The sequence below is a fragment of the Microbacterium paraoxydans genome (assembly GCF_018224615.1).
Taxonomy (GTDB): domain Bacteria; phylum Actinomycetota; class Actinomycetes; order Actinomycetales; family Microbacteriaceae; genus Microbacterium; species Microbacterium paraoxydans_B.
In genome coordinates this window covers 860,435-885,474 of the sequence record NZ_JAGTUK010000002.1, presented here as the reverse complement: position 1 = coordinate 885,474, position 25,040 = coordinate 860,435, and the positions used below count along the sequence as shown (strand labels likewise).

The following is a 25,040-nucleotide window of genomic DNA, read 5'->3' as shown; positions in this document are numbered from 1 at the left end:
CATGAGCACCACCATCACGCAGGAAGACCTCGGCACCCGGATCGAAGAGGTGCTGCGCCGCCGGTTCGCGGAGCGCGCCGTCGCCGCGGAGCATCACGGAGCGGAATTCGCCGCCCTCTGGAACGAGGCCGCCCAGCACGCCCTCGGCGGCAAGCTCCTGCGCCCGCTCATGCTCATGCAGCTCTTCCCCTCCCTCTCAGCGACCGTGCCCACCGAGCGCGAGACCGCGGGCGCGATCGATGTCGCCGCGCACGTCGAGCTCCTGCACTTCGCGTTCCTCCTGCACGACGACGTGATCGACGGTGACCTCACTCGACGCGGACGTTCCAACCTCATCGGCTCGCTCGTGTCGCGGCGTCCCGACGAGACCGCCGCCTCCGCCCTGCACTGGGGCCGCTCGAGCGCGATTCTGCTCGGCGATCTGCTCCTGTCGACCGCGGTGCTCGGTTTCGCCCGTGCCGACGTGACCGCGGAGGGCCGCGAGCGCCTGCTGGCTCTGCTCGACACCACGGTCTTCGAGACCGTCGCGGGTGAGCACGCCGACGTCGCCCTCAGCGACGGCATCGTCACGCCGGACCTGCGCACGATCCTCGCCACGAGCGCCTCCAAGACGGCGACCTACTCCTTCGTCCTGCCCCTGCGCGCCGCGGCCGTGCTCGCCGGCGCCACCGCGGAGGCCGAGGAGCAGCTCACCCAGATCGGCACCCATCTCGGGCTCGCGTATCAACTGCAGGACGACCTCCTCTCGGTCTTCGGCGACCCGGAGGCACACGGCAAGGACGCCTTCTCCGACCTCCGCGAGGGCAAGGAGACCGCGATCATCGCCTACGCCCGCATGACCAGTCACTGGCCGAGCCTCGAACTGCGCTTCGGCACGGCGGACCTCAGTGCATCCGACGCCGCCGACATGCGCGACCGCCTGCGCGAGTGCGGCGCCGAGCGGTTCGTGCGCGGGCTCGTACAGGAACAGCTCACCGCCGTCTCGAGCGTGCTCGCGGAAGCCGAGGAAGCCGGGACGCTCAGCCCCGCGGCGGGACGAACGATCCTCGCTCTCGCCGACCGCATCGAAGGCCGACGCCGATGAGCTCGCGCTCCGTCGAGCGTCAGGACCCCGCGGCGCTGCGTCGATTCAGCCGTACCGCCGAGATCGCCACGACCGATGTCATCCGCACCTACTCGACGTCGTTCGGTCTCGCGACACGGCTGCTGGGTGCCCGGCATCGGCAGCACGTGCGCAACATCTACGCCATGGTGCGCATCGCGGACGAGATCGTCGACGGGGTCGCCGCCGAAGCCGGCCTCGACGCCCAGGCACAGGCCGCCGCTCTGGACTCCTACATCGCCGAGACCCACCGCTCGATGCGAACCGGATACAGCAGCGACCTGATCCTGCACGCGTTCGCCCGCACCGCCAGGGAGTGCGGGATCGGCGAGGACCTGACCCAGCCGTTCTTCGACTCCATGCGCGCGGACATCGCGCGCGACGCCGGATTCAGGGCGTACGACGCGGACGCCCACGCCGCCTACGTCTATGGTTCCGCCGAAGTGGTCGGGCTCATGTGCCTGCAGGTCTTCCTCCGCGACACCCGGCGCACGCCGCAGGAACTCGACCTCCTCCGCCGGGGAGCCCGCAGACTCGGAGCGGCCTTCCAGAACGTCAACTTCCTCCGCGATCTCGCCGACGACACCGACCGGCTGCAGCGGGGCTACCTCGGCGGCGCCGACCGCCTCACCGACGCCGACCGCGACGCCTGGGTCGCCACGGTCGAACGACAGCTGTCCGACGCGCGCGCAGCGATCCCCCTGCTGCCCAAGGACGCCAGGGCGGCCGTCCGCAGTGCCCTGGCGCTGTTCGCCGCGCTGACCAGCCGCGTGGCCAAGACCCCCGCCGCGGAGCTCTACCGGCGCCGCGTGCGCGTGCCCGATCCCGTGAAGGCTCTGCTCGCGGCACGAGCCGTCGTGACCACCGCCTGGGAGCGCGACCGATGAGCCGGGTCGTGGTGATCGGCGCCGGCGTGGCCGGCCTCGCGACCGCGGGGCTGCTCGCCCGCGAAGGACATGAGGTGGTCGTGCTGGAGCGCAACGACCGCGTGGGCGGACGGGCCGGAACCCTCGAGCGTGACGGATTCCGCTTCGACTCCGGCCCCTCGTGGTACCTGATGCCTGAGGTGTTCGACCACTTCTTCCGCATGATGGGCACCAGCACCGAGGAACAGCTCGACCTGACGCTGCTCGACCCCGGTTACCGGGTGTTCCGCTCGCCCGAGTCCGCGGAGGGCGATGTCACGGTGCCCGCCGGTCGCGACGCCGTGCTGCGGCTGTTCGACGAGCTCGAACCGGGCTCCGCGGCCGCACTCGACCGCTACCTCGACTCCGCGCATCACGCGGGCGCCATGGCACAGCGCTACTTCCTCTACAACCCCTTCACCCGCACCCGCTCGCTCGCTGCGCCCGAGGTGCTGCGCGCCCTCCCGCGGCTGTTCTCCCTGCTGGGAACACGACTGCAGGCGTTCGCCGCTCGCCGGTTCCGCCACCCCGTGCTGCGGCAGATCCTCGGCTACCCCGCGGTCTTCCTCGGCACCGACCCGCGCAGCGCCCCCGCGATGTACCACCTGATGAGCGCGCTCGACCTCGACCAGGGCGTGCTCTACCCGCAGGGCGGATTCTGGCGCGTGGTCGAGCGGATCGCGCAGCTGGCCGAGGAGGCGGGCGCACGGGTGGTCACGGGAGCCGAGGTCACCGGCATCCTCACGCTGGACGACACCGCCGGCACGCACGTGCGGGGCGTGGGGTGGACCGACCGCGCCGGAGAGCAGCACGTGACGGAAGCGGATATCGTGGTGTCCGCTGCCGACCTGCACCACACCGAGACCGTGCTGCTGCCCCCGTCGCTGCAGTCGTACCCCGAGTCGTGGTGGGCCCGCCGCACCAGCGGCCCCGGTGGCGTGCTCGTCATGCTGGGCGTGCGCGGGCGACTGCCACAGCTGCCGCATCACTCCCTGTTCTTCACGGACGACTGGGACGCGAACTTCGACGCCATCTTCGGCCACGACCCGCGGGTGCCCTCGCCGGCCTCGACGTACGTGTGCCGCCCGAGCGCGACCGATCCCGACGTCGCCCCGGCGGAGCACGAGAACCTCTTCGTCCTGATCCCGGTGCCCGCCGACGTGGACCTCGGTCACGGAGGGTCCGACGGAGCCGGCTCGCCGCGGATCGAAGAGGCCGCCGACGCCGCGATCGACATGATCTCCGCGTGGGCGGACATCCCCGACCTGCGCGACCGCATCGTGGTGCGTGAGACCGTGGGCCCCGCCGACTTCCGTGACGACTACCACTCCTGGCGCGGCGGGATGCTCGGCCCCGCGCACACCCTGTCGCAGAGCGCGATGTTCCGCGCTCAGAACGCGTCGCGGCGGGTGCGCGGCCTGTACTACGCGGGCGCCACGACCGCACCGGGCGTGGGCGTGCCGATGTGCTTGATCAGCGCGGAGCTCGTCCTCAAGCGCATCCGCGGCGACCACTCACCGGGCCCGCTGCCCGAGCCCGCACCGGCCGAACGGACCGGACGGCCGTGATGGGCGCGATCTACCTCGGCTCTCTGCTGGTGTCACTCGGATGCATGCTGCTGCTGGACTGGCGCTTCCGCCTGTTCTTCTGGCGCGACCCGTTCGCCGCCGCGATCGTGACGGTCGTGGGAGTGGTGTTCTTCCTGGTGTGGGACGTGGCGGGAATCGCCGCGGGGATCTTCTTCCGCGGGGATGCGGCGATCGCCACCGGCATCGTGCTGGCGCCGGAGCTGCCGATCGAGGAGCCGGTGTTCCTGCTGTTCCTGGTGCTGTGCACCATGGTCCTCTACGGCGGCGCCGTCCGGATCCTGGAGCGCCGCCGCGCACGGCTGAAGGCGGAGGCCACGCGATGACATATCTGCAGCTGTCCGCCGTGTTCCTGGTGGTGGCCGCGGGCGGAGGCCTCCTGGCCGCTCTCGTCGCGCGGCGCGGCCCGCACCCGGGCGCCCTGGGCGCCACCGCGCTCATCCTGCTGCTGCTGACGGCCGTGTTCGACACCGTGATGATCGCGACCGGGCTGTTCCACTACTCCACCGCGCATCTGGTCGGCGTGCACCTCGGTCTCGCGCCGGTGGAGGACTTCACGTACCCGGTCGCTGCGGTGCTGCTGCTGCCCGCGCTGTGGACCGCTCTTCGCGCCCGCCGATCGCGCCAGGACACGTCGGACGCGGGCGCGGAGCACGCCGGGCGACGGGAGGGGAGCGCATGAGCCTGCCGTCGGCACGCCGCACGGGGGTCGGACACGACATCGCCCAGATCGTGCTTTCGTCGCGGCCGATCAGCTGGATCAACACGGCGTTCCCGTTCGCCGCCGCCTACCTCTTGAGCACGCGCGAGATCGACGCGACCTTCGTCATTGGCACGCTGTACTTCCTCATCCCCTACAACCTCGCGATGTACGGCATCAACGACGTGTTCGACTACGCGTCCGACCTGGCGAACCCCCGCAAGGGCGGGATCGAGGGAGCCCTGCTGTCGCCCCGCATTCACCGGGCGACGCTGTGGGCCGCGGCCGTGACGAACGTGCCCTTCCTCGTGTACCTGTTCGCGGTCGGGAATCCGGGCTCCTGGCTGTGGCTGGCGATCAGCGTGTTCGCCATGATCGCCTACTCCGCGCCGGTGCTGCGCTTCAAGGAGCGGCCGTTCCTCGACTCGATCACCTCCAGCACCCACTTCGTCAGCCCGGCCATCGTGGGCCTGGCCCTGGCGGGAGCCCCGGTGTCCGCAGCGACGGTGATCACCCTGTGCGCCTTCTTCCTGTGGGGCATGGCGGCGCACGCGTTCGGGGCCGTGCAGGACGTGGGGCCCGACCGCGAGGGCGGTATCTCGTCCGTGGCGACCGTGATCGGCGCGCGCGCCACGGTGCGCCTCGCGATCGTGCTGTGGACGGTGGCGGGAGCCGCGATGCTCCTGACACCCTGGCCCGGACCCCTCGCCGCGGTGCTGGCCGTGCCGTACATCGTCAACGCCGCGCCCTGGTGGAACGTGACCGACGACACCTCGGGCGGAACCAACCGCGCCTGGCGCCGCTTCATCGCCCTCAACTACATCGCCGGCTTCCTCGCCACGATGATCCTGATCCTCGCCTGGGTCTCCTGACCCGGACGGCATCCGAGCCCACCCACTTCCTCCCGAAAGGAACCCGATGTCCCGCCCCGCCGCCGCGCCGACCCCGCCGACCCGTGAGCGCGTCCGCCGCCACTCCTGGCTGCGAGTCTTCCTGCCGGTTCTGCTGATCCTGGTGTGGCTCGCCGGTGCGTCCTTCGGCGGCCCGCTCTTCGGCAAGGTCGACGAGGTCTCCTCGAACGACCAGACCACCTACCTGCCCGAGTCGGCGGACGCGACGACCGTGCAGCAGCTCCTCGGCGAGTTCACCGACAGCGATGCGATCCCCGCGATCGCGGTGTTCACGTCGGACGAGAAGCTGACCGACGTTGAGCTGGACGCCATCGCCGACGCCGTCGCGGACGCCCCGTCAGTCGAGGGCGTCGGGAGCGACGTCTCCCCGGCGCTCCCGTCGGACGACGGCCTGGCGGTACAGGCGTTCATCCCGATCGACGGCGACGCAGAGCTCGCCGACACCACCACCGCGCTCGGTGAGGAACTGCGCGCGGCGGTGCCCGACGGGGTCACGGTCTACATCACCGGACCGGCCGGGTTCAGCGCCGACCTGGTCGCGGGCTTCGCGGGGATCGACGGGCTGCTGCTCGGGGTCGCGCTGCTCGCGGTGCTGGTGATCCTGGTGCTGGTGTACCGGTCGTTCCTGCTGCCGCTCGTCGTGCTGTCCACCAGCCTGTTCGCGCTGTGCGTCGCACTCCTCGTCGTGTGGTGGCTGGCCAAGTGGGAGATCCTGCTGCTGAGCGGACAGACCCAGGGCATCCTGTTCATCCTCGTGATCGGCGCTGCGACCGACTATGCACTGCTCCTGGTCGCCCGCTTCCGTGAGGAGCTGCGGGTCGCGCAGGACAAGGGCGTCGCACTCCGCGCGGCGTGGATGGGATCGGTCGAACCGATCGTGGCGTCGGGCGGCACCGTCATCGCGGGCCTGCTGTGCCTGCTGCTCAGCGACCTCAAGTCGAACAGCACCCTGGGCCCGGTCGCCGCGATCGGCATCGTGTTCGCCATGCTGTCGGCGCTCACCCTGCTGCCTTCGTTGCTGCTGCTGTTCGGCCGGGCGGTGTTCTGGCCGCGGCGCCCGCGGTTCGAGCCCGAGGTCGTCGCGGAGGAGCACGGCATGCGCACCACGGGACTGTGGGCGCGGCTCGCCGGAGCGGTCAAGAAGCGTCACCGGGCGATCTGGATCGTGACCACGCTGGTGCTGGTGGCCGGTGCCGCCGGAGTGACCCAGCTCGACGCGGTGGGCGTGCCGCAGTCCGACCTCGTGCTGGGCGCGTCCGAGGCGCGCGACGGACAGGTCGCGCTCGGTGAGCACTTCCCCGGTGGATCGGGCAGCCCGGTGTACGTCGTGGTCGATGAAGACCGCGTGCAGGACGCCGCGGACGTGCTCCTCACGAGCGACGGGATCGACGGAGTCACCGTGACCGCCGCCGATTCCCCGAGCGGCTCCGCCCCCATCGACGAGGACGGCATCACGGCCGTCGGCCCTCCCGGGACGCCCGCCCCCGAGCCGACGGTGGTCGACGGTCAGGTGCTGCTGCAGGGAACGCTGACCGACGCCGCTGACTCTCCCGAAGCCGCGGCGACCGTGCGAGACCTCCGTGCCGAGCTCGACGACATCGGCGCGATCGTCGGCGGGGTCACCGCGACCTCGGTGGACACCAACGACGCCTCGATCCACGACCGCAACCTGATCATCCCGGTGGTCCTGGTCGTGATCATGCTGATCCTGATGCTGCTGCTCCGGTCGGTCCTCGCGCCGGTGCTGCTCATCCTGACCACGGTGCTGTCGTTCGGGACCGCCCTGGGTGTGTCGGCGCTCGTGTTCAACGGGATCTTCGCGTTCCCCGGCGCGGACCCCGCTGTTCCGCTCTACGGCTTCGTGTTCCTGGTGGCGCTCGGCATCGACTACAACATCTTCCTGATGACGCGAGTGCGCGAGGAGTCGAAACTGCACGGGACGCGCGAGGGCATCCTGCGCGGACTCTCGATCACGGGCGGGGTCATCACCTCCGCCGGTCTCGTGCTCGCCGCGACGTTCGCCGCCCTGTCGGTGATCCCGATCCTGTTCCTCGTGCAGCTCGCGTTCATCGTCGCGTTCGGCGTGCTGCTGGACACCTTCGTGGTGCGATCGCTGCTCGTGCCCGCCCTCACGTACGACATCGGCAAGGCCATCTGGTGGCCGTCCGCGCTGTGGCGCCGCGGGAAGCCGTGACCGGCGACCCGACGGGGAAGTGCCCTCGACAGGATTCGAACCTGCGACCTGCCCTTTAGGAGAGGGCTGCTCTATCCTGCTGAGCTACGAGGGCGCGCCTCCCAGTCTACGGGACCGGGATGCGCGCCCTCGGCCGCACGGCGTCAGGCCGCAAGCGCAAGGTAAGGCTCCCAGCGCGGATCACTCCGCTCCGACCCCCGCACCGTCCACGCGGTGCCGTGGGGCGGCCGGGGCGTGAACCGCAGCTGCCATCGCATCTCCTGGGGCGTGCGGTTGCTCTTGAGGTTGTTGCACCGCAGGCAGCACGCGACGAGGTTCTCCCACGAGTCCGCTCCCCCGCGCGACCGCGGCAGCACGTGATCGATGGTCGACGCCGACTTCCCGCAGTATCCGCAGCGGTGGTCGTCCCGTCGGAGCACCCCGCGGCGTGTGACGGGGACGCGCCGGCCCGTGGGAACGCGCACGTAGCGGGAGAGGATGATGACGGCCGGTCGGTCGTACACGCCGTGCGTGCCCCAGACGGGGTCGTCTTCGACGCGCTCGATCACGGTCGCCTTCTCGTTCATGACCAAGACCAGGGCTCGCTTGAAAGACACGATCGCCAGCGGCTCGTACCCGGCGTTCAGGACCAGTGTGCGCATTCGTCATCCTCTCGATCCGCCGGGACGGCTTCCCGGCACTCTCGACTCACACGGCATCGCACAGGTGTGAAGTGCTCGCGGGGACGAAAAAAGGCGCTGTCTAGAGACAGCGCCTTTCGCGCGCGGCCGAACCGCGGCATCCCTGCGGGCGATGCTGAAGGACGTGACGACCGAGGGCATCCATGGTTCGGATGGTCGGTATTCGCTCCATCAGCCTCTCCCGCCTGTTCGACGACGGGTTCAGGCTAACCCATCCCGCAGGGTGCGGGGCCGAACAGCGGATGAACGATCGGAGGTGTGTCCGTCAGCCGGCGTTGATCGAGAGCCACGAGCCGGGCTCCACGAGACCGCCGTTGATCCACACCTCGAAGTGGAGGTGGTTGGCCGTCGAGCGTCCCGTGCTGCCGACGTAGCCGATGAGCTGACCGGCCGCGACGCTCTGACCCGCCTGAACCTGACGCGACCCGTAGAGCATGTGGCCGTACGTGGTCTGCACACGCTGGCCGCCCACGACGCTGTCGAGCATGACGCACACGCCGTAGCCGCCGATGTTCTCGGCCGAGGCCCGGACGACGCCGGCTGCTGCCGCGTAGATCGGAGTGCCCGCCGGCGCGAGCATGTCGATGCCGTTGTGACCGCCACCGATCGTCCGGCTCACGTGCCAGGAGCCGAGCGGCAGCGGGTAGCGCACCTCACCGGAGCCCGGTGCGGTGAGCGCATAACCGGCGGTGTTGAAGCGGCCGGAGGACCCGGCGGAAGCGGAAGCTGCGGCCGCGGCCGCACGAGCGGCTGCGGCCTCCTCGGCCTTCTTCTTCGCGATCTCGTCGGGCGTGGTGGCGCTGAACGTGCCACGCGCCACGGGAGCGGCGGTGGCCTCGGAGGCGACGACCAGCGACTGCGCGTCGACGGCGGCGAGCTGCTGCACCGTGGGGGTGTCGGCGTCGGCCGGCTTGGATGCGGCGTAGGCGGGGAGCGCGACGGCGGCGACCAGCGCACCGACGGCACCGAAGATCGCCACCGACCGGAGAGGCTTGACGATCTTTCGCGCCGTCACCTTTGGTGGGGTGCGACGAGCGGGAACTCGATCTTCAGGTGTCTTCTCGGTCGGTTCGATGTCTGCGGCCAAAACGTGGTCCTCCTGGGCCTTCGCACCTCGGGTGTGCTGGCTCACCGGCGTTCTCCCCACTGGCACGGACATCGCTTCGGGTGCGTGTGACGTTCGTGCCGAGAAGATGGTGAGCCTGAAGGCGTGTCTTCGCGGTCCATCCTCAACGGGCTTCTTCGCTGAGGACCTGACCGAGGTTACCGGAAGATAACGATCATGTCACCCTGGGAAACTGGCAATCCTCGGTGAGGCGGAACGGGGCATCGTGACCGATCGCACCGAACCCTGATTATGCGGCGCGATCAGGCCGGTTCCCCGACGAGGAAGATGTGCGACGCCAGCTCGACCGGAAGCTCCAGACCCTCGTCCTTGCCGTCCATCTGGATGAGCACGTAGCCCTCGTTGAATCGGAAGTCGCCGCGCGCGCCCGGCACGACGCCGGCGTCGCGAAGCTGCTCGAGCAGTTCCGGGTCGACCTGTGCCGGCTCCGCCAGACGGCGCACCGTGCCCTCGACCGGTTCGCCTGCCGCGTTCAGACGCTGCACCAGACCGACGACGCCCTCGTCGAACGTGCGTGCGGGAAGGTCTCCGAGCTGGTCGAGTCCGGGGATCGGGTTGCCGTAGGGCGACTCGGTCGGGTGGCCGAGGAGCTCGACAAGGCGCCGCTCCACCTGCTCGCTCATGACGTGCTCCCAGCGGCAGGCCTCCTCGTGCACGAACGCCCAGTCGAGCCCGATCACGTCGGACAGCAGGCGCTCAGCGAGGCGGTGCTTGCGCATCACGTCGACAGCCTTGCGGCGCCCGGCGTCGGTGAGCTCCAGCGTGCGATCCTCGGAGACCACGACCAGGCCGTCGCGCTCCATGCGCCCGACGGTCTGCGACACGGTCGGACCGGAGTGGCCGAGGCGCTCGGAGATGCGCGCGCGCAGCGGAACGATGTTCTCCTCTTCGAGTTCGAGGATGGTGCGGAGATACATCTCCGTGGTGTCGATCAGATCGGTCATGTGCGGGCCCTCCGAAGTTCTTAGGCAAGCCTACATTCCCGCGGCGACATCGGATCGACGAGGGATGGGCGTCGCGCCCGCTCCCCCTAGAATCGACCCATGGCGATCGAGATTCCCGGTGACCTCCTGCCCGCTGACGGGCGCTTCGGCTGCGGCCCCTCGAAGGTGCGGCCCGCACAGCTGGAGGCGCTCCTCGCCTCCGGCTCGAGCATCCTCGGAACGTCGCATCGCCAGGCGCCGGTGAAGAACCTGGTCGGCAGCGTGCGGGAACGCCTCGCCGCCCTGTTCCGCATCCCCGATGGCTACGAGATCCTGCTCGGCAACGGCGGATCCACCGCGTTTTGGGACGCCGCGGCGTTCGGCCTCATCGAGCGACGCAGCCAGAACCTCGTGTTCGGCGAGTTCGGCGGCAAGTTCGCCGCGGCCGCCGGCGCACCGTGGCTCGAGGCGCCTGATGTGCGCAAGGCGGAGCCCGGTTCCCGCGCCGAGGCCGTGATCCTCGACGGCGTCGACGTGTACGCCTGGCCGCACAACGAGACCTCGACCGGCGTGAGCGCGCCGGTGTCACGCGTCGCCGCCGACGGAGCGCTCACCGTGATCGACGCGACGAGCGCCGCGGGCGGCATCGACTTCGACGTCGCGCAGGCCGACGTGTACTACTTCGCACCGCAGAAGAACCTCGGCTCCGACGGTGGACTCTGGTTCGCGGCCGTGTCCCCCGCCGCGGTCGAGCGCATCGAGCGCATCGCTGCCTCCGGTCGCTACATCCCCGAGTTCCTGAGCCTGAAGCACGCGGTCGATAACTCGCGGCTCAACCAGACGCTCAACACTCCCGCGCTGACCACGCTTCACCTGCTCGACAGTCAGCTGCAGTGGATCCTCGACAACGGCGGCCTCGCCTGGGCCGCCGCGCGCACCGCGGAGTCGTCCTCCGTGCTGTACGACTGGGCCGAGGCCACCGCGGTGGCGACGCCGTTCGTCTCCGACCCCGGGCACCGCTCGCCGGTCGTGGCGACGATCGACTTCGACGACAGCATCGACGCGTCCGCGATCGCGAAGACTCTCCGCGCCAACGGCATCGTCGACACCGAGCCCTACCGCAAGCTGGGCCGCAACCAGCTCCGCGTGGCGACGTTCGTCTCGATCGAGCCGGACGACATCCGCCAGCTCACGCGGGCGATCGACTACGTGCTGGAGAACCTGGGCGCCTGAGGCCCCGGCTCACTCCTCTTCGTCGTCTTCGCCGGCGTCCGCATCGCGGGCGTCGGCGTCGTCGTCTTCCGAGGTGTCCTCGTCGGCGTCGTCCTCCGGCGCTGAGTCGTCGAGCTCATCGATGTCGACGCCGTCGAGATCACCGGCGTGGAGGATGTCCGACGCATCGTCGTCCTCATCGAGCTCGTCCAGTTCGTCGTCCAGGACGCCCTCGAGATCGTCGTCGCCGGACGGCGCGTCCTGGTCGACCTGATCGCCGTCCGCCGCCGCTGCAGCCGCCTCGGCGAGCTCGGCCTGGTGCGCGCGGTACTCCGCCAGGCGCTCGGCCCAGGGGACCCATTCGGGGGCCAGCAGAGCCCCGTCGCCCGGCAGCAGCTCGGCTTCCAGCACCGTGGGCTCTTCGTCGTCGACACGAGCCACGGTCACCGTCCAGTACCACCCCGGGTAACCGGCCAGCCGGTTCTGGAACCTCAGGGACACCGAACCGTCGTCTTCGGCGATGTACCCGGCGGCCGGACCGATCGTCGACGCGGGCGTGATCTCACGCAGGGCCGCGAGCGCGAGGTCGTGCGCCTCGACCAGGCGGGCGTCGGCCTCAGGCTTCGAGGTCATCAGCGACCTTGCGCAGAACCGCCGCGATCTTGCGACCGTGGCTCGACGACGGGTAGCGGCCGCGACGCAGGTCACCGCCGATGCCGTCGAGCAGCTTCACCAGGTCCTCCACGATGATCGCCATGTCGTCGGCGGGCTTGCGCTTGGCCTTCGCCAGACTGGGCGGTGCCTCGAGCACCCGCACCGAGAGGGCCTGCAGGCCGCGCTTGCCGTCGGCCACGCCGAACTCCACGCGTGCACCGGCCTTGACCGCGGTGCCGGCCGGCATCGCGGAAGCGTGCAGGAAGACGTCCTGGCCGTCATCGCTGGCGATGAAGCCGAAACCCTTGTCTTCGTCGTAGAACCTGACCTTGCCGGTGGGCATGGGTGAACCTCGCTGGGATCGAAAAGCAGAACAGAGCGCGCTCGTGCGCGTGCGTCCAGCCTACCGGTCGCGGGCCGAGCCGAGCCGACCGCCGCAGGGCGAGTAGTCTGGACCGGATGAGCACGCAGAGCCCCGGACCGGAGGTCCCCATCCGCCGGATCGACCGCATCCTGGCGTTCACCGCACTCGGGATCGCCGCCGCCTCCGTGGTGTGCTTCTTCGCGATCATCATCGGCACGGCCACGGGCATGGACCGTGCTGCGTTCGGGGAAGGTGCGTGGCCCGTGGTCGCCGCCATTCCGTACTGGGGCCTGCCGCTCGCCTTCGTCCTGATCATCACGCTGCTGGTGATGAGCTTCATCCGGAAGGGCCGCGCGCAATCGCGTCGCTGAGCCACCGCCCATGAGCACGTACGCACGACCGCTGGCCGATCGCCTGGCCCGGGCGAGCGATGCCGAACTCCAGACGATGTTCGCCGCCCGCGGCGTGCGGCCCGACGCGGCGTGGCAGGACTTCTTCGACGCAGCGGAGGCGCTGCTGGAGCCGTCCTCCGTGAACCGCGCGCTTCCCACCCTGACCGCCGCGGAAGCAGCTTCCCTGGTGGACGCCGTCGCGGGCGATCGACCGGGCGACGGCCGAGAGCATCTGGTGTCGCTCGCGCTCCTGCGGCCGGACGGCACGCCGCAGCCGCCCGTCGAGCTCGCTGTCGACGGGCGAGAGCGACCGGCGCTGCCCGACGACACCGCCCCGACGCCGTCCTCGGAGACCACCGCCGCGCACGCCGCCGAGCGTGCGTTCACCACCGTCGCGCGGCTCGCCGACCTGCTGCTGATAGCCAGGGAGCGGCCGTTCGCCCTCCTGCTCGGCGGAGCGGTGAGCGCCGGGGAGAAGCGCCAGCTCGCAGAGGCCGGTCTGCCCGCCGAGATCGTCGACCAGCTCGCCGGCCTTGCCGTCCGCGCCCGCCTGGCCGCGACGGCCGATCGGCAGCTTCGGACGACGGCCCTCGCCGAGGAGTGGCTGCGCTCGTCCGCCGCCGACCGCTGGACGCTTCTCGCTACCGCCTTCCGTGGCTCGCTGCCACGCGGTCTGCGCTCCGCGGCCGGCGGGTGGATCCCGGTGTCGCAGTGGCCTCTGGCACACCCGTGGGACGCGTCGTGGGCGGAGCAGGCCGACGGGCTCGCGGAGTCGGCACGACTGCTCGGCCTGATCGCCGACGACGGCACCGAACCTCCGTGGGGCGAGCCGCTCCGCCGGGGCGAGCCCGCCGATGCCGCCGCCCTCACCGCGCTGCTGCCGTCCGAGGTCGACCGGATCTTCCTCCAGAACGACCTCACGGCGATCGCTCCCGGGCCGCTGCAACCCGCCCTTGACGTGCGCCTTCGCACGATCGCCGTTCGCGAGTCCGCCGCGCAGGCCTCTTCTTACCGGTTCACGGCGGAGTCCGTCGCGCACGCCTTCGCCGCCGGCGAGAGCGAGGAGTCGATCATCGCCTTTCTCCGGGAGATCTCCCTCACCGGGATCCCGCAACCTCTCGAGTATCTGGTGGCGCAGACCGCCCAGCGACATGGGCTCATCCGGGTCTCGGTCGATGAGGAGACCGGACGGACACGGATCGAGAGCGGCGACCCGCACCTGCTGGAGGCCCTCTCCGTGGATCAGGCGCTGCGGCCCCTGGCCCTCTCCACGCACGTCGGATCCCTCACCACGCGCGTCGCGCAGGACACCGTGTACTGGGCCCTCACCGACGCCCGCTATCCCGCGAGCCTGGTCGGGCCGGACGGTGCGATCGTGGTGCGTCACCGTCACACTGCCGCCCCCGTGCCGGACGAGGACGAACACGCCGACGACTACGGCCCACTGGTCGCCCGGCTGCGGGAGCACCAGGGGCCGGATGCCGACGCGGCGTGGCTCGACCGGGAACTGGAGGCCGCAGTACGCGCCAAGGCCGTGCTCCGAGTGACCGTCGGCATGCCGGACGGCTCGACGCGCGACCTGCTCCTGGAGGCGACGGGCATGGGCGGCGGCCGGCTGCGCGGACGGGACAGGGCCGCCGACGTGGAACGCACCCTCCCGGTGTCGAGCATCCGCGCGGCCACCGTGGTCACCCCGTGAGGCCCTCCCCTCTGCATGCCCGGTAGACTGGTCTGCTATGTCTGATGGCCCCCTGATCGTCCAGAGCGACCGCACCGTGCTGCTCGAGGTCGCCCACGCCGACGCCGAGAGCGCCCGGCACGAGCTCGCCATCTTCGCCGAGCTGGAACGCGCGCCGGAGCACATCCACACGTACCGCATCACCCGTCTCGGGCTGTGGAACGCGCGGGCCGCCGGGCACACGGCCGACGACATGCTCGACACGCTCGACCGCTGGTCGCGGTTCCCCGTGCCGCCGTCGGTGGCCGTCGACCTGCGCGAGACGGTCAACCGCTACGGACGTCTCGTGATCGAGCGCGACGACGAGGGCGTGCTCATTCTGCGGTCGACCGACCCGGCGGTGCTGGCTCAGGTCGCCAACAACAAGCGCATCCAGCCGCTCCTGATCGGTCACCCGACGCCCGAGACCTTCGTGGTCGACGCCTGGGCGCGCGGACAGATCAAGCAGGAGCTGCTGAAGATCGGCTGGCCGGCGGAAGACCTCGCCGGCTACACCCCCGGCACCCCGCACGAGATCGAGCTCGCCGAGGACGGCTGGCAGATCCGCCCCTACCAGCAGGACGCCGTGGACGCGTTCTCGAAGGACGGCTCCGGCGTGGTGGTGCTCCCCTGCGGCGCGGGCAAGACCATCGTGGGCGCGGGAGCCATGGCTGCGACGAAGACCACGACGTTGATCCTCGTGACCAACACGGTCTCGGCACGGCAGTGGCGCGACGAGCTCCTCAAGCGCACCAGCCTCACGCCCGAGGAGATCGGCGAGTACTCCGGGCAGTCGAAGGAGGTCAAGCCGGTCACGATCGCGACGTACCAGATCCTCACCGCCAAGCGGAAGGGCGAGTACGCGCACCTGGCTCTCCTCGACGCCCTGGACTGGGGCCTCATCGTCTACGACGAGGTGCACCTCCTGCCTGCTCCGGTGTTCAAGCTCACCGCCGACCTCCAGGCGCGGCGCCGCATCGGGCTCACGGCGACCCTCGTGCGCGAGGACGGGCGCGAGGGCGACGTCTTCAGCCTGATCGGGCCGAAGCGCTTCGATGCCCCGTGGAAGCAGATCGAGGCGCAGGGGTTCATCTCCCCCGCCGTCTGCTACGAGGTGCGCGTCGACCTGCCGCCGAGCGACCGGCTGGAGTACGCGGCCGCGACCGACGACGAGCGCTATCGCCTCGCCGCCTCGGCGCCCGCCAAGATCGACGCCGTCCGCGAACTGATCGCGAAGCACGAGGGTGAGCAGATACTCGTCATCGGACAGTACCTCGATCAGCTCGACTCCCTGTCCGACGCCCTCGACGCTCCGCAGATCACCGGCTCGACGCCGGTCGAGGAGCGGGAGGAGCTGTACCGCGCCTTCCGCGAGGGAGACATCTCGCTGCTCGTCGTGTCGAAGGTGGCCAACTTCTCGATCGACCTTCCGGAAGCCTCGGTGGCGATCCAGGTGTCGGGCTCGTTCGGCTCGCGGCAGGAGGAGGCGCAGCGCCTCGGACGACTGCTCCGGCCCAAGCAGTCGGGGCACACGGCCAGCTTCTACACGCTCGTCGCCCGGGACACGATCGACCAGGACTACGCGCAGAACCGCCAGCGGTTCCTCGCCGAGCAGGGTTACAGCTACACGATCATGGACGCCGACGCGATCGCCCAGGCGGCATAGGCCGCGGAGCTTCGGCTCCCGGCGCTCCGAAGGTAATCAGCAACCGCATGGCCGAAGTCACCATAATGGGGACATGACTGCTGCGCGCATCCTGGTCGTCGACGACGAGCCCAACATCCGTGACCTGCTCTCCACGGGTCTCAGCTTCGCCGGGTTCCAGGTGAAGACGGTCGCCAACGGCGCCGCCACGATCTCGGCCGTCCTCGAGGAGGAGCCCGACCTCATCATCCTGGACGTCATGCTGCCCGACATGAATGGCTTCAGCGTGACCAAGCGCCTCCGCGGCGCCGGCTTCACCGCTCCCATCCTGTTCCTCACCGCGAAGGACGGCACGGACGACAAGATCGAGGGCCTGAACGCCGGCGGCGACGACTACGTCACCAAGCCGTTCAGCCTCGACGAGATCGTGGCCCGCGCCCAGGCCATCCTGCGCCGCACGATGCAGGCCGACGAGGAGTCGATCATCCGCGCGGGCGAGCTCTCGATGGATCAGGACACTCACGACGTCCACGTGGGCAAGGAGCCCATCGAGCTGAGCCCCACCGAGTTCAAGCTCCTGCGCTACCTGATGCTCAACCCCAACCGCGTGCTCTCGAAGGCGCAGATCCTCGACCACGTCTGGGAGTACGACTTCAACGGCGACGCCGGCATCGTGGAGAGCTACATCTCGTACCTGCGCCGGAAGATCGACCCGCACACCGAGGAGTCGCTCATCCAGACGAAGCGCGGTTTCGGCTACATGCTCAAGGTCGGCAAGACGGTCTGACGACCACGCACGAGTCCGCCGTCGTCGGCGCGATCGTCACAGCAGGGAGGGCCGCATGGCGCACAAGCCGGATGCGGTGACCACGTGGTGGCGCCGCATCAGCCTCCGCGCCAAGGTCACGGGCGTCACGGTCGCGGTGCTCGCGCTGGGCCTGCTGGTGGCCGGGATCGGCACGGTTCCGCTGCTGCGCAACGCGCTCGTCGAGAACATCAACGCGCAGCTTCCCGCGCTGGTCACGAGCAACCTGATCGAGCGCTACTTCGACACCACCACGATCGACGGGGTCACCACGTACACGCCTCGCGACGAGAAGCCGCGAGACTTCTCCTTCGCGGTGTACGACGCCGAGGGTGCTCTCCGCGCGACCGCCCCGAGCGCCTCGGGCCGCGCGCCCTTCTTCCCTGCGGAGTACTCGCTCTCGGAAGCCCAGGCCAACGAGGACAAGGTCCTTTCCCTGGAAGGGGACAACGGCAGCGTGTATCACGGCGCTGTCGCGCTGGTGCAGCAGGAGGGCACGCCGCTCAGCATCCAGATGGTCGCGCTGCCGCTGGCCGAAGCGGATCGCATCATCAGTCAGTACTTCGGCATCTACATCACGATCGCTCTGATCACCATCTTCGTCGCGGCTCTGCTCACTCGCGGTCTGGTGACCCTGACGTTCCGACGACTGGGCCAGGTGGAGCAGACGGCCATGTCGATCGCGGCGGGCGACTTCCGGCAGCGGCTCACCGATCTGGAGCCGACCACGGAGGTCGGTCGCCTCAACGCGGCGATCAACACGATGCTCGACCGCGTCGATCGGTCCCTCGCCCAGCGCGACCGCACGGTGCAGCAGATGCGCCGCTTCATCGGCGATGCGAGCCACGAGCTGCGCACTCCGCTGGTGAGCGTTCGCGGATACGCCGAGCTCTACCGCATGGGTGCGATCACGGGCGAGGAAGACACCGCCAGGGCAATGGAGCGCATCGAGAAGGAAGCGATCCGGATGGGCGTGCTGGTGGAGGATCTGCTGGCCCTGGCGCGCTTGGACGAGGAGCGGGAGCCGCAGATCGAGCCGCTCGACCTGCGGCCCATCGCCCGGGATGCGGCACTCGATGTCCGCGCGGCGGCTCCCGGTCGCGTGATCTCGGTGATCGATCGGACCCTGGAGAACGTGCCGACGGCTCCGGTGCGGACGCCGGTCGTCCCGATCGAACCAGCGCCGGCACCGCGCGTGCGCCCGCTCGCCCCGCTGTCGCGCCTGCGCCGTCGCGCCAAGCAGACGGAGGAGCCGCCCGCGATCGACTTCAGCGAGGTGCAGGACATCCCGGTGCGCACCCCGCCGATTGTGCTCGGCGAGGAGAACAAGGTACGCCAGGTCGTGACCAATCTCCTGGGCAACGCGCGGCGATTCTCCGCCGAGGACAGCCCGATCGAGATCGTGGTGGATTCGGACCGTGTTGCGGGCACCGCGAGCATCGCCATCGTGGACCACGGCGAAGGTGTGCCGCCGCAGATCCGGGAGCAGATCTTCGAGCGGTTCTGGCGGGCGGACACGTCGCGCGCCAGGGAGACCGGTGGGTCCGGGCTGGGCCTGGCGATCGTGGCGTCGATCCTCAAGGCGCTCAACGGCGACATCGCGGTGTCCGAGAGCCCGGGTGGCGGGGCCACGTTCACGGTCACGCTGCCCCTCGCACCGGCACAGGCCACCCCGGCGCACCTGCTCGAGGACACACAACCGATCGATCCGCTCGACCTTCCGTGACCTCGGTGGCCGCCGCGACTCGGACTCTGCACGAGGCGGCGCGAGACCACGCTGTCCCCAGGAGCCGGCCGCGAGACCGCTGGGACGCTTCGACCGACGGGCCGCGCGCCTAGGTTCGGAAGCTCCGAGATGAAGGAGCTTCTCATGACCGTATTCACCGTCGACACCGATGCCGTTCACGCCGCACACGCGGCCACCCGCGCGACCATGGAGCGTCTGCGAGCCGAATCGTCGACTCTCATGGCGCAGCTTCGGGCGCTGCAGTCGTCCTGGGCCGGCGCGGCGTCCACCGCGTTCCAGGGCTGCGCCGAGCAGTGGCAGGGCGCGCAACTGCACGTCGAGCAGGTGCTCGACGGCATCGGCACGTCGCTCGGCTCCGTGGCGACGCAGTACGCAGACGCGGATCAGTACTCGGCAAGCCTGTTCCGCTGACCGCCGCCGCGTCCGCGCCTGAAACACAGAACGCCCCCGGCCGGAGCCGGGGGCGTTCTGTCAGTGTGGCGGGATCAGAAGTCCATGCCGCCCGAGGGGTCGCCCACGGGTGCCGGAGCCTTCTCCGGCTTGTCCGCGACGACGGCCTCGGTGGTGAGGAACAGGCCGGCGATCGACGCAGCGTTCTGCAGCGCCGAGCGGGTGACCTTCGCCGGGTCGATGATGCCCTGTGCGAACATGTCGCCGTACTCGCCGGTCGCGGCGTTGAGGCCCTCGCCCGCGGGGAGCTCGGAGACCTTGTTCGCGACGACACCCGGCTCCAGACCGGCGTTCAGCGCGATCTGCTTGAGCGGAGCCTCGATCGCGACGCGGACGATGTTCGCACCGGTCGCCTCGTCGCCTTCGAGCGACAGAGCGTCGAGCGCCTTCGTGCCGGACTGGATCAGCGCCACGCCACCACCGGGGACGATGCCCTCCTCGACCGCCGCCTTCGCGTTACGGACGGCGTCTTCGATGCGGTGCTTGCGCTCCTTGAGCTCGACCTCGGTCGCCGCTCCGGCCTTGATGACGGCCACGCCGCCGGCCAGCTTGGCGAGACGCTCCTGCAGCTTCTCGCGGTCGTAGTCGGAGTCCGTGTTCTCGATCTCGCGACGGATCTGCGTGACGCGACCCTCGATCTGGTCGGCCTCACCGGCACCCTCGACGATGGTGGTCTCGTCCTTGGTGACGATGACCTTGCGCGCGCGGCCCAGGAGGTCGAGCGTCGCGTTCTCGAGCTTGAGGCCCACCTCTTCGGTGATGACCTGGCCGCCCGTGAGGATGGCGATGTCCTGCAGCTGAGCCTTGCGGCGGTCACCGAAGCCGGGAGCCTTGACGGCGACCGACTTGAAGATGCCCTTGAGCTTGTTCAGCACGAGCGTCGCAAGAGCTTCGCCCTCGACATCCTCGGCGATGATGACGAGCTCCTTGCCGTCCTGGATCACCTTGTCGACGATGGGCAGCAGGTCCTTGATGTTGGAGACCTTCTGGTTCGCGATCAGGATGTACGGGTCCTCGAAGACCGCCTCCTGGCGCTCCGGGTCGGTGACGAAGTACGGGTTCAGGTAGCCCTTGTCGAAGCGCATACCCTCGGTGAGCTCGAGCTCGGTGCCGAACGTCTGCGACTCCTCGACCGTGACAACGCCCTCCTTGCCGACCTTGTCGATCGCCTCGGCGATCAGCTCGCCGATCGCGGGGTCCGCAGCCGAGATGGACGCGGTCGCGGCGATCTGCTCCTTGGAGTCGATCTCCTTCGCGCTGCTCAGCAGCTCCTCCGTGATCGCGGCGACGGCCTTCTCGATGCCGCGCTTGAGGGAGATGGGGTCAGCGCCGGCTGCGACGTTGCGCAGACCCTCGCGAACCAGGGCCTGGGCGAGCACCGTGGCGGTCGTCGTGCCGTCACCGGCGACGTCGTCGGTCTTCTTGGCGACCTCCTTGACGAGCTCCGCGCCGATCTTCTCGTACGGGTCGTCCAGCTCGATCTCCTTGGCGATGGAGACACCGTCGTTCGTGATCGTGGGGGCGCCCCACTTCTTCTCGAGCACGACGTTGCGACCACGCGGGCCGAGGGTCACCTTGACCGCGTCGGCGAGGATGTTGAGGCCACGCTCGAGGCCGCGGCGGGCCTCCTCATCGAAGGCGATGATCTTTGCCATGAGTTTTGTCGTCCCTCCTGGACGTAGACGGTGGGTTTAGCACTCAGAGTAAGAGAGTGCTAACGCCATTCTGGCACTCGACACCATCGAGTGCAAGCCGCGCCGCCCGTCCTCGGAGGGCTCAGGGAGCGGGAGTGTCCTCCGAGTCCTCGGGTGCGGATGCCGAGCGATCGAGACCGATCACCACGGTCAGCTGCTTGCCCCCTGTGTCGTTCAGATCGGCGTAGAAGTCGCCCTGCTTCACGGATGCGCCACCGATCACACCGGCGAGCCCCACGGCCGCCTGCTCGTCGGCGTCGTCGACGTAGTAGATCGTCGTGGTCGAGAAGTCATCGCTCGCGCTGTCCGTGGCGAACACGATGCCGGCCGGCCACCCGGCGTTGATGAGCGTGTCGCGCATCTGATCGTCCAGGCCGGAATCCGGCGTCGCGTTGAGGATCATGACGGAGTAGCTCGGGTCGATCACACCGGTCTCCTCCGGCGTGGGCGCCGCGCTCGGCCCCGCCTCCGGGAACAGCTCGATGCGACCCATCACCACGAGGGAGCCGAAGATGCCGGCGATGATCAGCACGAGAGCGGCCACGAACGACCACAGCAGCACGACCCAGCCGTTCATGCCAGGGGCTTCAGCACGGTGGGCTCCCACGCGGCCGGAGGAGCGGGGAACGTCGTCGAATCGGTCACGGGAGGGCTTGGACACCCCTCGATGCTAGCGGCACGACCCTGGCAATCCGCGACCCGGGTGTCCGCGCACGGTGCGGGAGCGCGTCAGCCGACGAAACCCGGCATGCGGGCTGCCCGACGAGCGCCCCGGGTGTCGCGGAGACGACGCAGCCGACGCACGAGGACGGGATCGAACGCCAGGGCCGCCTCTGAATCGATGAGCCGCCCGAGCAGCTGGTAGTAGCGCGCCGCACTCATGCCGAGAGTGTTGCGGATGACCTCTTCCTTCATGCCGCCGTGCCGCGGCCACGCGGCTTCGAGGGCGAGGATCGCGCGGTCGCGCTCCGTGAGGTCTCCGAGCATGGCTCCAGGTTAGGACGCCGGGCCACGTTCCCCCGCGCGCCACTCCCACCAACTCCCGAGCGGATCGGCGGCTGCCCTGACCCGCCGGTCGAGCGCCACGACGAAGCCGGGCCAGGTCGCCGCGTCCACCGCCGGCTCCCACACGTCGAGCAGCCCCGGAGGGTCGATCGTGATCCACCGTGCCCGCTGTTCGCCGATGCGCGCGACGAGGGCTTCCCTCGCCGGACGCGGCACGTGCACCAGCACCCCCGGGGTCGTGATCACCAGCGTCGCGTCCTCCGGGGCCAGCGCCACGAGCTCGTCCAGCCGATCCGCTGCGTCGCCCGCCAGCAGCAGCGGCGGATCCGCGGACGCGATGTCGAGCGCGGCTTCCATCCGGCTCTCGCGCCCCGTCTCCCCCGGCCACACGAGCCCGCGCAGCCACTGCCGATCCGCGGCGTTCGCGGCGTCGAGCGGCGCCAGGTCGATGCCCGCGCGCCACACGACGTCGGGCAGTCGCAGCGCCGGCATCGGTCCCGTCACCCTGCTCTCGAGCACCACCTCCGACGGACCGTCACGAGGATCGAGGGCGAGCCGCACCGCACCGTCGGCCGTGAGGTATCGGTAGGAGTAGCGGTCGGGATAGAGGCACAACCCCGCCGACGCCCCGACCTCGAGCAGCGCGATCGGCCCCTCGATCTCGGACAGCGCCGGAAGCAGCGCCGCCAGCCGCAGCGGCTCGTTGGTCTGCAGCGAGCGCACCGTGCATTCGGCAACCAGCGGCTCCGCGTGCGACAGCACGAAGTTCCGCCACGGGGCGTAGCCCTCGAGCGGCGCCCCCAGGAGTCGTGACACGGCGAACACGAGCGGCGGCTGGCGATGCGTCTCCGGGATCCGCCGCAGAAGGTCGCGCATCTCCCCGTCTTCTGCGACACCGGCGGCCCACTCGCCGTACAGGGCGCTGCGCCCCGGCGCCTCGTCGCGCGCGAAGCGGAGGTAGCGTTCCCGGATCGCGTCGGTCATGCGTCCATTCTGACGCGCAGCGCCGAGACCCCGCCCCAGCGTGGAGAATGGAGACGACCCGAGGAGGACGCAATGCCGTACAGCGTGGACAAGACCGAAGACGAGTGGCGCAAGGAGCTCGGCGAAGAGCAGTATGCCGTGCTGCGACAAGCCGCCACCGAGCGCGCCTGGACCGGCGAGCTGCTGGACGAAGAGCGTGCCGGGCTCTACACGTGCGGAGCGTGCGGCGCCGAGCTGTTCAAGAGCGGCACGAAGTTCGACTCCGGGTGCGGCTGGCCGAGCTTCTATGAGTCCATCCGGCCGGACGCCGTCGAGCTTCTGGAGGACGACAGTCTCGGCATGGTGCGCACCGAGGTCCGCTGCGCCACGTGCGGCTCGCACCTCGGGCACGTCTTCCCGGACGGTTTCGGCACGCCGACGGGCGACCGCTACTGCATGAACTCGATCGCGCTGAACTTCACGCCAGACGAGTCGTGAGCGCGCTCGACGCCGTGCGCGCACGGCAGTCCTGGTCGAAGGTGGGCGACACCGCGCCGGGCCGGGAGGAGCTGCTGACTCTCGTGGCGGCGGCGGGGCGCGTCGCGGACCACTCGTCTCTGCGCCCGTGGCGCCTGATCGAGCTGCGGGGTTCCGACCGCGAGGCGCTCGGCGCGGCGATCGCGCAGGCCCAGGGGGACGACGCGCCATCGACGAAGCCGCTGCGGGCTCCCCTGCTGATCGCGGTGGTCGCAAGCTATCGGCCCAGCGAGAAGGTGCCGCGGTGGGAGCAGGAGGCGGTCGCCTCCGGTGTCGCCCACGTCCTCAGTCTGCTGCTCGATGAGGCTGGCTGGGGCGTGATCTGGCGGACCGGCCACTACACGCGTTCGCAGCCGGTCGCCGCGATGCACGGCCTCACCGACGACGAGGAACTGCTGGGCTGGCTCTACGTCGGCGACAAGCCGCACGGGAAGTCGCCGGGACGGCGCAAGGCCGTCGACGCGCGCAGACTGCTGACGCGGCTCCCCGCCGGTGCCCCGGCCGAGGCACTCGCGGACTCCCCGGCGCATGATGCGACGTCCGGGGCAGCCGACCGGGACGCTGCCGCGCAGACCGAGGCCGAGCGTGCGGAGAAGAAGGCGAAGAAGGCCGCCAAGAAGGCGAAGAAGAAGGCGAAGAAGGCGAAGAAGAAGGCCAAGAAGGCGAAGAAGAAATCCGCCTGAGTCAGCGTCGGCGCCGCCACGGCACCGCCACCACGACCGACCCCACGGCCACGACGACCATCGCGATGACTTGCCACAGCGCCGGCCCCGCCTCGGTGGGCCACAGCACGTCGATCACCACCGAGGTCACGAGCTGCCCCAGGACCGACCCGAGGCCCATCAACAGCACCCCGGTGTGCGCCACGATGAACGCGCCGAGCAGGATGTACGCCGCGCCGAGGAAGCCGCCCAGGTAGAGCCACGGTTCCAGCGGAAGGGGCTGCGGAGTCCCGCGCACGGCAACGCTCACCCCCGCGGCGACCGCGAGGACGAGTGTTCCTGCGATGAAGCTCATGAGCGTGGCGGCGATGGGCGACTGCACCCGCTGTGCCAGACGCCCATTGGTCGCCGCCTGCCACGCGATACCCACTCCGGCGAGGAACGGGAGCACGACCATCCACAGCGGCGCCGAGGCCAGCACGTCGCCCGACAGGGAGATCCCCACTGCGGCGAGCGCCAGAGCCCCGCCGAGGAGCCGGCCGGGGGTCACCGCGACCACGCCCGCTGGTCCGAACCCGATCCGGTCGAGCACCAGGCCGTGCAACGTCTGCCCCGCCACCACTCCGACGGTGAACAGCGAGACTCCGAGAACTCCGGCGGTCAGTCCCTGGGTCGACACGGTGAGGGCACCGCATGCCCCGCCCAGGAGCATCCAGAACGGCACCGTCCGTGCACGGATCCCCCGCCACAGACGCAGCGCCCCGCGCCGCGCGGACGGCAGCAGCGAGATCACGACGGCGAGCGCCACGAGGCCGACGGAGAAGGACAGGAACCCCGCGACGATGCCGTTGTCCACCCGCACCCCGAGAACGCCGTTGATCCGCGCCTGGATCGCGGTCATCACGCCGATCGCGACGGCTCCGCCGAGAGCCAGGGGCGCGGGCAGTCGACGGGCGTGGGTCACTTATCGACCCTATCCGAGCGGCGCGTGTGGTGATCCCGCCTCCGACGGGACGCCGTGGGTGCCCTCCGCCCACGGGAGGATGCGCGACGCCGGAAAGGTACC

26 protein-coding genes and 1 tRNA gene are annotated in these 25,040 nt (G+C 70.1%); 16 read left to right on the top strand and 11 right to left on the bottom strand.

The genetic code is table 11. The features are described 5' to 3' along the window. The first annotated feature begins 1 nt into the window (after position 1). From KE274_RS10040 to KE274_RS10010, 7 genes are read left to right on the top strand one after another with little or no spacing between them, the layout of a single operon-like run. The gene (locus tag KE274_RS10040) at positions 2-1,084 is read left to right on the top strand and encodes a polyprenyl synthetase family protein (RefSeq protein WP_211543279.1); all 1,083 of its coding nucleotides are present in this window, start codon (positions 2-4) and stop codon (positions 1,082-1,084) included. Continuing rightward, entirely contained in the window at positions 1,081-1,989 is a 909-nt protein-coding gene (locus KE274_RS10035) for a phytoene/squalene synthase family protein (RefSeq protein ID WP_211543277.1), read from the top strand. The genes KE274_RS10040 and KE274_RS10035 overlap by 4 nt, the downstream gene beginning before the upstream one ends. Next, complete coding sequence (gene crtI, locus KE274_RS10030; RefSeq protein ID WP_211543275.1) at positions 1,986-3,575, top strand: phytoene desaturase family protein; 1,590 nt, start codon at positions 1,986-1,988, stop codon at positions 3,573-3,575. The genes KE274_RS10035 and crtI overlap by 4 nt, the downstream gene beginning before the upstream one ends. Further along, positions 3,575-3,919 (top strand): lycopene cyclase domain-containing protein, encoded by a 345-nt coding sequence (locus KE274_RS10025; protein ID WP_211543273.1) that lies wholly within the window; start codon positions 3,575-3,577, stop codon positions 3,917-3,919. Before crtI ends, KE274_RS10025 begins: the two co-directional genes overlap by 1 nt. Then, positions 3,916-4,275, top strand: a complete 360-nt coding sequence (locus KE274_RS10020) for a lycopene cyclase domain-containing protein (RefSeq protein WP_211543271.1) — start codon at positions 3,916-3,918, stop codon at positions 4,273-4,275. The genes KE274_RS10025 and KE274_RS10020 overlap by 4 nt, the downstream gene beginning before the upstream one ends. Beyond that, entirely contained in the window at positions 4,272-5,165 is an 894-nt protein-coding gene (locus KE274_RS10015; RefSeq protein WP_211543269.1) for a prenyltransferase, read from the top strand. Before KE274_RS10020 ends, KE274_RS10015 begins: the two co-directional genes overlap by 4 nt. Before the next feature lie 46 nt (positions 5,166-5,211). Further along, complete coding sequence (locus KE274_RS10010; protein ID WP_211543267.1) at positions 5,212-7,398, top strand: MMPL family transporter; 2,187 nt, start codon at positions 5,212-5,214, stop codon at positions 7,396-7,398. Positions 7,399-7,418: 20 nt separating this feature from the next. Here the strand turns inward: KE274_RS10010 and KE274_RS10005 are convergent. The 4 genes from KE274_RS10005 to KE274_RS09990 form a co-directional block, all read right to left on the bottom strand. Further along, positions 7,419-7,492: transfer RNA gene (locus KE274_RS10005), tRNA-Arg, on the bottom strand. A 49-nt stretch (positions 7,493-7,541) separates the two neighbouring features. Beyond that, positions 7,542-8,039, bottom strand: coding sequence for an HNH endonuclease (locus tag KE274_RS10000; RefSeq protein WP_136031557.1), 498 nt, complete (start codon positions 8,037-8,039; stop codon positions 7,542-7,544). Between the two features lie 304 nt (positions 8,040-8,343). Continuing rightward, entirely contained in the window at positions 8,344-9,093 is a 750-nt protein-coding gene (locus KE274_RS09995; protein WP_307872184.1) for a M23 family metallopeptidase, read from the bottom strand. 353 nt (positions 9,094-9,446) lie between these two features. Next, positions 9,447-10,148 carry a metal-dependent transcriptional regulator gene (locus KE274_RS09990; RefSeq protein ID WP_136031553.1) on the bottom strand — a complete coding sequence of 234 codons (702 nt, stop codon included), beginning with the start codon at positions 10,146-10,148 and terminating at the stop codon, positions 9,447-9,449. 99 nt (positions 10,149-10,247) lie between these two features. Here KE274_RS09990 and serC point away from each other — a divergent pair, with 99 nt between their 5' ends. After that, positions 10,248-11,360 carry a phosphoserine transaminase gene (gene serC / locus KE274_RS09985; protein WP_211543263.1) on the top strand — a complete coding sequence of 371 codons (1,113 nt, stop codon included), beginning with the start codon at positions 10,248-10,250 and terminating at the stop codon, positions 11,358-11,360. Positions 11,361-11,369: 9 nt separating this feature from the next. On the opposite strand, the gene KE274_RS09980 is transcribed toward serC, so the two are convergent. Both KE274_RS09980 and KE274_RS09975 read right to left on the bottom strand, forming a co-directional pair. Further along, on the bottom strand, positions 11,370-11,972 hold the full coding sequence (locus KE274_RS09980; protein ID WP_211543261.1) for a DUF3027 domain-containing protein: 603 nt from the start codon (positions 11,970-11,972) through the stop codon (positions 11,370-11,372). Next, entirely contained in the window at positions 11,956-12,336 is a 381-nt protein-coding gene (locus KE274_RS09975) for a cold-shock protein (RefSeq protein ID WP_149083303.1), read from the bottom strand. The genes KE274_RS09980 and KE274_RS09975 overlap by 17 nt, the downstream gene beginning before the upstream one ends. Before the next feature lie 116 nt (positions 12,337-12,452). On the opposite strand from KE274_RS09975, the gene KE274_RS09970 reads away from it, so the two are divergent. The 6 genes from KE274_RS09970 to KE274_RS09945 all read left to right on the top strand — a co-directional run bounded on the left by KE274_RS09970 (position 12,453) and on the right by KE274_RS09945 (position 19,074). Continuing rightward, positions 12,453-12,728, top strand: a complete 276-nt coding sequence (locus KE274_RS09970) for a multidrug ABC transporter ATPase (protein WP_211543259.1) — start codon at positions 12,453-12,455, stop codon at positions 12,726-12,728. A 10-nt stretch (positions 12,729-12,738) separates the two neighbouring features. Further along, positions 12,739-14,448, top strand: a complete 1,710-nt coding sequence (locus KE274_RS09965) for a helicase-associated domain-containing protein (protein WP_211543257.1) — start codon at positions 12,739-12,741, stop codon at positions 14,446-14,448. A gap of 37 nt (positions 14,449-14,485) precedes the next feature. Further along, on the top strand, positions 14,486-16,132 hold the full coding sequence (locus KE274_RS09960) for a DNA repair helicase XPB (RefSeq protein WP_211543255.1): 1,647 nt from the start codon (positions 14,486-14,488) through the stop codon (positions 16,130-16,132). A 73-nt stretch (positions 16,133-16,205) separates the two neighbouring features. Beyond that, complete coding sequence (locus tag KE274_RS09955) at positions 16,206-16,898, top strand: response regulator transcription factor (protein WP_211543253.1); 693 nt, start codon at positions 16,206-16,208, stop codon at positions 16,896-16,898. 55 nt (positions 16,899-16,953) lie between these two features. Continuing rightward, on the top strand, positions 16,954-18,642 hold the full coding sequence (locus KE274_RS09950; protein ID WP_211543251.1) for a sensor histidine kinase: 1,689 nt from the start codon (positions 16,954-16,956) through the stop codon (positions 18,640-18,642). A 144-nt stretch (positions 18,643-18,786) separates the two neighbouring features. Beyond that, a complete protein-coding gene (locus KE274_RS09945; RefSeq protein WP_211543249.1) occupies positions 18,787-19,074 on the top strand; it encodes a WXG100 family type VII secretion target in 288 nt (95 codons plus the stop codon). Between the two features lie 74 nt (positions 19,075-19,148). Here the strand turns inward: KE274_RS09945 and groL are convergent, their stop codons facing one another. The 4 genes from groL to KE274_RS09925 all read right to left on the bottom strand — a co-directional run bounded on the left by groL (position 19,149) and on the right by KE274_RS09925 (position 22,796). Then, positions 19,149-20,768 carry a chaperonin GroEL gene (gene groL, locus KE274_RS09940; RefSeq protein WP_211543247.1) on the bottom strand — a complete coding sequence of 540 codons (1,620 nt, stop codon included), beginning with the start codon at positions 20,766-20,768 and terminating at the stop codon, positions 19,149-19,151. 121 nt (positions 20,769-20,889) lie between these two features. After that, positions 20,890-21,468, bottom strand: a complete 579-nt coding sequence (locus KE274_RS09935; RefSeq protein ID WP_307872183.1) for a LytR C-terminal domain-containing protein — start codon at positions 21,466-21,468, stop codon at positions 20,890-20,892. A gap of 68 nt (positions 21,469-21,536) precedes the next feature. Beyond that, a complete protein-coding gene (locus KE274_RS09930; protein ID WP_211543245.1) occupies positions 21,537-21,794 on the bottom strand; it encodes a DUF3263 domain-containing protein in 258 nt (85 codons plus the stop codon). Positions 21,795-21,803: 9 nt separating this feature from the next. Further along, the gene (locus KE274_RS09925) at positions 21,804-22,796 is read right to left on the bottom strand and encodes a DUF2332 domain-containing protein (RefSeq protein ID WP_211543243.1); all 993 of its coding nucleotides are present in this window, start codon (positions 22,794-22,796) and stop codon (positions 21,804-21,806) included. Between the two features lie 72 nt (positions 22,797-22,868). On the opposite strand from KE274_RS09925, the gene msrB reads away from it, so the two are divergent. Both msrB and KE274_RS09915 read left to right on the top strand, forming a co-directional pair. Further along, on the top strand, positions 22,869-23,273 hold the full coding sequence (gene msrB / locus KE274_RS09920) for a peptide-methionine (R)-S-oxide reductase MsrB (protein ID WP_211543241.1): 405 nt from the start codon (positions 22,869-22,871) through the stop codon (positions 23,271-23,273). Continuing rightward, on the top strand, positions 23,270-23,995 hold the full coding sequence (locus KE274_RS09915) for a nitroreductase family protein (protein ID WP_211543239.1): 726 nt from the start codon (positions 23,270-23,272) through the stop codon (positions 23,993-23,995). The genes msrB and KE274_RS09915 overlap by 4 nt, the downstream gene beginning before the upstream one ends. A gap of 1 nt (position 23,996) precedes the next feature. On the opposite strand, the gene KE274_RS09910 is transcribed toward KE274_RS09915, so the two are convergent. Then, on the bottom strand, positions 23,997-24,908 hold the full coding sequence (locus tag KE274_RS09910; protein WP_211543398.1) for a DMT family transporter: 912 nt from the start codon (positions 24,906-24,908) through the stop codon (positions 23,997-23,999). Between the last annotated feature and the right edge of the window lie 132 nt (positions 24,909-25,040).